This is a genomic window from Vibrio sp. OPT46, from assembly GCF_015163535.1.
GTDB lineage: Bacteria > Pseudomonadota > Gammaproteobacteria > Enterobacterales > Vibrionaceae > Vibrio > Vibrio alginolyticus.
The window spans coordinates 42,406-49,783 of record NZ_JADDYG010000358.1 but is presented as its reverse complement, the minus strand read 5'-3'; the positions used below and the strand labels follow the sequence as shown (position 1 = coordinate 49,783).

Here is a 7,378-nt window from a genome sequence, read left to right as displayed (position 1 = left end):
TATCTTTTGGCGCAACAACATCGCCAGTAGAGGGTTTGAGCAAGCCAGCAAGGATTTTGAGTAGGGTAGTTTTGCCCACACCATTGTCACCCTTGAGATAAATGGCATCATTTGGGCCGATGGCTAACTCAGGGATGTGGAAAAGCACACGCTCTTTAAAGCGCATGGATAACTGTTCGGCGGTGATTTTTATAGTCATAATTCGCCTCGACATGGGGTTAATGGTGAGTCGTTTGTTTGCTTCATGTTCTATGTTCTGAGGTAGCCTTTGCCTCTCATGCTTGATAAGAAGAAGTTTAGAGCCAACGCTAAAGATAGTAATACAATTCCTAATGCAACTCCTTGCGCAAAAGCACCTTTACTGCTTTCCATTGCGATAGCCGTGGGAATATTTCGCGTCACGCCCATAATGTTCCCACCAACCATCATTGAGCAGCCCACCTCGGTCACTATACGTGAAAACCCTGCAATGATAGCCGCAAGTAGAGGAAAGCGGGTTTCCCAAATCATCGTAGCTGCCAAGCGCGGAATGGAGACGCCCAGCGTGATGGCAGTTTCCACTGCACGACGGTCGCTAGATTGTAATGCACCATGCATCATCGATACCAAAACAGGGAAGCAGATCACCATTTGGCCGAAGATCATTGCCTTCTGAGTGAACAGCATTTGCCAGTCTCCCCAAGGGCCAGCACGCGACAGCAACATGTACAGCAACAGGCCAATCACCACGGTAGGGACCGCTTGCAGCGTATTTACGATCGACAACAAAAACCATTTACCGCGAAAGTCGGTATACGCCAGTACAAAGGACATCAAAATAGCCGGCAATACCACTAGGGATATTGCCGTAATAGAGACACTAAAGGAGACCGCAACGATCTCCCATAGGTCTGCATCAAAATTCACCAGTAAGCGAAGCGCTTCCAGTGTTGTATCAGCAAGATTCATATTGCGTTATTTGCTCTCAGCATTCGCAACAAACAGTTGTTTACCGTTTAGGCGGAAACCATTGATAAGTTCCTGTCCGCGAGGGTTTACCAACCAATCACTGAATGCCTTCGCACCTTGGTAGTTAATCGTTGGGTAACGCTCAGGGTTAACAAGAATAACTTGGTACGGGTTAAACAGTTTTTCATCGCCTTGGAACAGAATTTCTAGATCCAATTTGTTTTGGTAAGCCAGCCATGTGCCGCGATCCGTCATGGTGTAGCCTTGCATTTCAGACGCCATGTTTAGAGTTGGGCCCATACCTTGACCTACGCTACGGTAGCCACCAAAGTTCGGTTCGATTTTAGTTTGAGCCCAAAAGCCCATTTCTTTTTTGTGCGTACCAGAATCATCGCCGCGAGAGATGAACGTTGCGTTTTTGTTTGCGATCTCTTTGAATACATCTAACACGCCTTCGTCATTTTTGATTGTTGCTGGGTCAGCTTTCGGGCCTACAATCACAAAGTCGTTGTACATCAGCTTGCGAGGCAAGACGCCGTAGCCTTTCTCAACAAATGCGCCTTCAGCTTTTGGTGCATGTGTCATCACCAAATCTACGTCACCGTTTTCGCCCATTTTTAAGGCTTTACCAGTACCTGCAGCAATAACATCGACTTTGTAGCCCGTGTCTTTTTCAAATTGTGGAAGCAGGTAATCAAGTAAACCTGAATGGTAAGTACTGGTTGTGGTTGCAAGGCGAACGTGTTCTCCGTCTTGAGCAGAAAACGCTGAGTAACTTACAAGCGTGATTGACGTTGCAGCCAGAGTTAGCGCAATTTTTTTCATTTTTATGTGTTCCTTTCCAATGATTCTTTGGAATCTCTCCAGGTTTTAGGGAGAAGCCTTTTTGGACGAGAGCGATTAGCGTAATACGCAAGTTGTCTTAGGGTGTTGGAATAAGCAAACATCAACATCCTGAGATCACTTAAAATGCGCCCCGTATCCACCTTATAGCAAACAAGATGCCAACCTTTTACAAGCTTAAAGTGCTTGGTTTATGCACTAAATCATGGGGTTATTTGCATAAAAGTTTGCGTTGGTACAAAATGTCGCACTTTTTGTAGGGTATCTCTGTTTAAACTTGGTACACTCTGTCCCATCGAAATCCATCTGGGGTAAATATGTCTACTCAATCCCATCTTAGTACAAACCAACAATATAGCGCCTTTTCCGTACTGGTCGTCGATGATGAATTAGGCATGCAAGCCATCTTGAAAAAGGCATTGAGTAAGCTTTTTTCACATGTCGATACAGCTGGTAGCATCGAAGAAGCAGAACAACTGCGTAATTCTCGACATTATGATCTGATCTTACTGGATATTAATCTGCCAGGGCGTTCTGGAATTGAGTGGGAAGAAGCGTTTGAAGATGATGACAAACGTGCCGATGTGATTTTTATGACGGGTTATGCGGATTTAGAAATTGCCATTCGAGCGCTACAGCTCGGTGCTTCCGACTTTATCCTCAAACCATTCAACCTTGAGCAGATGTTAAAAGCGGTCAGTCGCTGTATGGATCGCCGTTTGAACGAACGCATGCAGTACGCCATGACACGCGATTACCAACGTCACAATACCTCAGAGATCATCGGCGGCTCAGAAAAAACGCGTCTGCTTAAGCAACTTATTAACCAATTTGCACCATCACGCGCTTCTGTTTTGGTGGAAGGTGAGTCGGGTACGGGGAAAGAACTAGTTGCACGAGGTATCCACCAGGCGAGTGGGCGAACGGGCCCGTTTGTGCCAATCAACTGCGGCGCGATTGCACCTGAGCTTTTAGAGAGTGAGTTGTTTGGTCATACATCGGGCGCGTTTACCGGTGCAAAAAAATCGCGTGAAGGTTTGTTCCGTGTTGCTAACGGTGGCACCTTATTTCTTGACGAAATCGGGGAGATGCCACTTGCAATGCAGGCATCATTATTACGTGTGTTAGAGCAGCGTACGATTCGCCCTGTCGGTTCAGAAAGAGAGATCAGTATTGATGTCCGTATCGTAGCGGCAACCAACCGAAACCTGCAAGAAGAGGTCAATCAAGGTAATTTCCGCAGTGACCTCTATTACCGTTTAAACGTTCTGAAAATTGAAGTGTGTCCGCTGCGAGAGCGCAAAACCGACTTATTTGAGTTGGTGCCATTTTTCAGCAACATGCTGACGCGCGAGCTCGGTATGCCTGCGCCCAAATGGGCGCACGAGGACATGGAAGCCATGAGTGAGTACGATTGGCCGGGAAACATTCGTGAGCTGAAAAACTTGATTGAGCGTTGTATCTTGCTTGGCAAACCACCTGCACACTATTGGCGAGAGCTGAATGGCGGGCATTCACTGCCTAATGTATCGATTACTGTTTCTCACTCTGCTGAGTTACCAACCTTTAGAGAAGGCAAAGAATTTACTGGCGAAGGCTATCCAAACAGCTGGACGTTAAAAGAAGTCGAGAAAGCACATATTAAACAAGTCGTTAACTTGCATGAAGGCAATAAGTCTGCTGCTGCTCGTGACTTGGGCGTAGCTCGCAAGACCTTAGAACGTAAATACAAAGAATGGGATTCTGAGGATGAGGAATATGCCGACTAACGGCCCACAGTACAAAGGATTGTCAAAATGGACGCACCGTTTTAAAACCATGGTGCGTTATCGCTTGTTATTCTTAACCTCTGCGCCGATTTTCCTCACATTGTTAGCTCTGATCGGCATTACCATTTATTGGTCTATTCATTACACGTGGCAAAATGCGCTGCTTGATGTCTCGGAGCGTCTTGGTGTTGCAAATAACAGCGTAACGTTGTTACAGCAAAAGCAAGCCAATTACGTGCGGGCGTTTGCCGATTCGTACGATTTCCGTATTCGCATTAATCAAGGAACGCCACAAGGTGACCTGCAAAAGTGGGTCACAGAGCAGAAGAAAAGATATGCTTTAGATTTTCTCTCTTTCCAACGCGTTAATTCCATGGAAAACAAATTCCGCTTTATGGATCTCACCAAGCGCGAATCGTTTTTTGATGTACTCAATAAAGAAGAACTCGAACGCCTCGATCCTGAACTCGCCAAACGAGCTGAAGTGCCTATTCTTGCTGATGGTGACAGGGAAGTGCGTGGGTTAGTCAGTCGAACCGTGATTCCGGTATACAGCCAAGCGAACGATTTGATCGGCTTTCTTGATGGTGGTTTGCTCCTTAACAACAGTACAGTGCTGGTGGATCAAATCCGCGATCTCATTTACTTAAGTGATAATGACCGCCTTCGCCCTGTGGGTACGTTGACGGTATTTCTCGATGATTTGCGTGTGAGCACCAACGTTCCTCTAGACAGCGATCACAGGCTAGGGCGCGCCATAGGCACTCGCGTGAGCGCAGAAGTGTATAACCAAGTACTTTCGAAGGGTGAACAGTGGGTTGACCGAGCATATGTGTATGACGCTTGGTATATTACGGCGTATCAACCGATCAAAGACCAATACGACAACGTCATTGGTATGCTTTATACCGGTTACCTAATGTGGCCATTCGTTAAAGCCTACATGACGAACATTGCCGAAATCAGCTTGATTACGGTTATGTTATTGCTGGTTTCCGGCGTGATGGTATATCGCGGTTCTTATGATCTGTTTCGACCGATCGAACGCATTCATAAAGTGGTGAAGCAGGTCCAACAAGGTAAAGAAAAACGGATTGGCCCGTTAGGATTAGATGCCGATCATGAACTTGCGCAGTTAGCCAGACAGTTTGATGATATGTTAGACGCGCTAGAAGAGCGCAAAATTGAACTGAAAAACTCCGCAGCTCAACTTGAATGCAAAGTTCAAGAGCGTACGGCAAGCCTGAGAGAAAAAACCCAAGATCTTGAACTGCATATTCAATTGCTCAACCAAACCCGCGACAAACTCGTTGTTCATGAAAAACTGGCAGCATTGGGAGAACTCACCGCGGGGATTGCTCACGAAATTAATAACCCAACCGCCGTGATTCTTGGCAACGTAGAATTGATCCATTTTGAATTGGGTGACGATGCAAGTCGAGTACAAGAGGAGATTGATGCGATTCACGCGCAAATTGATCGTATCCGCAATATCACGCGCAGTTTATTGCAATACAGTCGCCAAGGCGGTGTTCAAGATGAAATCACTTGGCAACATGTCAATCCTATCATTGATGAAAGCATCACCTTGGTTAAAACTGGCACCAAGAAACGCGACGTTGAGTTTGTGACTGACCTACAAGCGCATACGTCCGTTGAGATAAACCGTCACCACTTGCTACAAATCTTAGTTAATTTGCAAATGAACGCCATTCACGCAATGAGCGGTAAAGGAACTTTAACAGTAGTCAGTGAAGACTGGATTGAAGAGGGCGAAGTGAAAGGAGCCGCGATTCATGTTATCGATGAGGGCTGCGGTATTAAACCAGAAAACTTGAGTCGAATCTTCTCGCCATTTTACACAACGAAACGAGAAGGCACAGGGTTAGGGCTATCGGTCTCCCAAAGTATTCTCAGCCAAACGGGTGGTGAGTTAAAAGCAGAGTCTGAATGGGGAAAAGGCAGTAAATTCAGTATTTATTTACCTAAAAAAGCCGAACTGATCCTAGAGGTGACGAACATCGCTTAGTCACTTTTTTGAAGTATTAATGGAAAAAGAGCCACTGACGATAGTGGCTCTTTTTTGTATTTAATGACGCATTTATGTTTGCGCTTTTGCTTCTTAGAAACCTTACAATGATTTTACTTGGAGTGAATTAATAAAAACAACACTTGCAGTATGTAGCATGAACAAGTACCGTTGCCCGGTTTTTCTAAATACACCCCAATTGCTAAGGTAAAGGTTTTGATCTCCACAGCGAATATTACTCAACAATTCGGCGCTAAGCCGCTATTCGAAAACATTTCAGTTAAGTTCGGCGAAGGCAATCGCTATGGCTTAATTGGAGCTAACGGTTGTGGTAAATCAACCTTTATGAAGATCCTCAGCGGCGAGCTTGAGCAAACCAGTGGTAACGTAAGCTACGATCCAAACGAGCGCGTTGCAAAACTGAACCAGGACCAGTTCGCTTACGAAGAATTTACGGTAATCGATACCGTTATCATGGGTCATAAAGAGCTATGGGAAGTGAAGAAAGAGCGTGACCGTATCTACTCACTTGCTGAAATGAGTGAAGAAGACGGCATGAAAGTGGCTGACCTAGAAGTTCAGTTTGCGGAAATGGACGGCTACATGGCAGAAGCCAAAGCGGGCGAACTTCTTCTTGCGGTGGGTATTCCAATGGAGCAGCACTTCGGTCTAATGAGTGAAGTAGCACCAGGCTGGAAACTTCGTGTGCTTCTAGCGCAGGTTCTATTCGCAGACCCAGATGTGATGCTTCTTGACGAACCAACCAACAACTTGGATATGGACACTATCCGTTGGTTGGAAGACACGCTAAACGCACGTAACTGCACAATGATCATCATCTCGCACGACCGTCACTTCCTAAACTCAGTATGTACGCACATGGCTGATTTGGATTACGGTGAGCTACGTGTTTACCCAGGTAACTACGATGAGTACATGACTGCGGCTTCTCAAGCTCGCGAACGTCTACTAAACGACAACGCGAAGAAGAAAGCACAAATCGCTGAGCTACAAACGTTCGTTGCTCGTTTCTCTGCAAACGCATCGAAAGCAAAACAAGCGACATCTCGTGCTAAGCAAATCGACAAGATCAAACTGGATGAAGTTAAAGCGTCTAGCCGTCAAAACCCATTCATTCGTTTCGAACAGTCGAAAGAGCTGTTCCGTAACGCTCTGATTGTTGAAAACCTAAGCCAAGGATTCGAAGAGGACTTGTTCTCAGACTTCAATGCAATTTTTGAAGTGGGTGAGCGCGTTGCGATCATCGGTGAGAACGGTGTGGGTAAAACAACACTTCTAAACACGCTTGCTGGTGTGCTTGAACCGCGTGCGGGTGAGTACAAATGGTCTGAAAACTCAAACATCGGTTACTACGCGCAAGACCACGCGCATGACTTTGCAGAAGACATGAACCTAACGGATTGGATGGGTCAATGGCGTCAAGAAGGTGATGACGAGCAAGTCGTTCGTGGTTTCCTAGGTCGTATGCTGTTTGGCCAAGACGACATTAAGAAGTCAGTAAAAGTACTGTCTGGTGGTGAACAAGGTCGTATGCTGCTTGGCAAGCTGATGATGCACAAGCCAAACATGTTGCTAATGGACGAACCAACCAACCACATGGATATGGAATCGATCGAATCTTTGAACACTGCGCTTGAGCAATACAAAGGCACGTTGTTCTTCGTATCTCACGACCGTGTATTCGTAGACTCACTAGCAACGCGTATTATCGAAATCCGCGATGGTAAAATCACAGACTTTAAAGGCACTTACTCTGAGTTCCTAAAAT

Annotated in this window: 6 protein-coding genes; 3 read left to right on the top strand and 3 right to left on the bottom strand. The window is 45.8% G+C overall.

What is annotated here, in order from left to right; all coding sequences use genetic code 11:
* The 3 genes from IQR33_RS33255 to IQR33_RS16265 all read right to left on the bottom strand — a co-directional run.
* Positions 1 to 199 (bottom strand): ABC transporter ATP-binding protein (locus IQR33_RS33255; protein ID WP_228013930.1); only part of this gene is annotated, 199 nt, incomplete at its 3' end.
* Between the two features lie 50 nt (positions 200 to 249).
* On the bottom strand, positions 250 to 948 hold the full coding sequence (locus IQR33_RS16270) for an ABC transporter permease (protein ID WP_005389524.1): 699 nt from the start codon (positions 946 to 948) through the stop codon (positions 250 to 252).
* Between the two features lie 6 nt (positions 949 to 954).
* Positions 955 to 1,773, bottom strand: a complete 819-nt coding sequence (locus tag IQR33_RS16265) for a substrate-binding domain-containing protein (protein ID WP_005389522.1) — start codon at positions 1,771 to 1,773, stop codon at positions 955 to 957.
* Positions 1,774 to 2,108: 335 nt separating this feature from the next.
* On the opposite strand from IQR33_RS16265, the gene IQR33_RS16260 reads away from it, so the two are divergent.
* From IQR33_RS16260 to IQR33_RS16250, 3 genes are all read left to right on the top strand, one after another.
* Positions 2,109 to 3,560, top strand: a complete 1,452-nt coding sequence (locus IQR33_RS16260; protein WP_193837375.1) for a sigma-54-dependent transcriptional regulator — start codon at positions 2,109 to 2,111, stop codon at positions 3,558 to 3,560.
* Complete coding sequence (locus tag IQR33_RS16255; RefSeq protein WP_193837374.1) at positions 3,550 to 5,589, top strand: cache domain-containing protein; 2,040 nt, start codon at positions 3,550 to 3,552, stop codon at positions 5,587 to 5,589. Before IQR33_RS16260 ends, IQR33_RS16255 begins: the two co-directional genes overlap by 11 nt.
* Before the next feature lie 216 nt (positions 5,590 to 5,805).
* Positions 5,806 to 7,378, top strand: a 1,573-nt coding sequence (locus IQR33_RS16250) for an ABC-F family ATPase (protein WP_193843854.1), incomplete at its 3' end; no start/stop codon positions are given.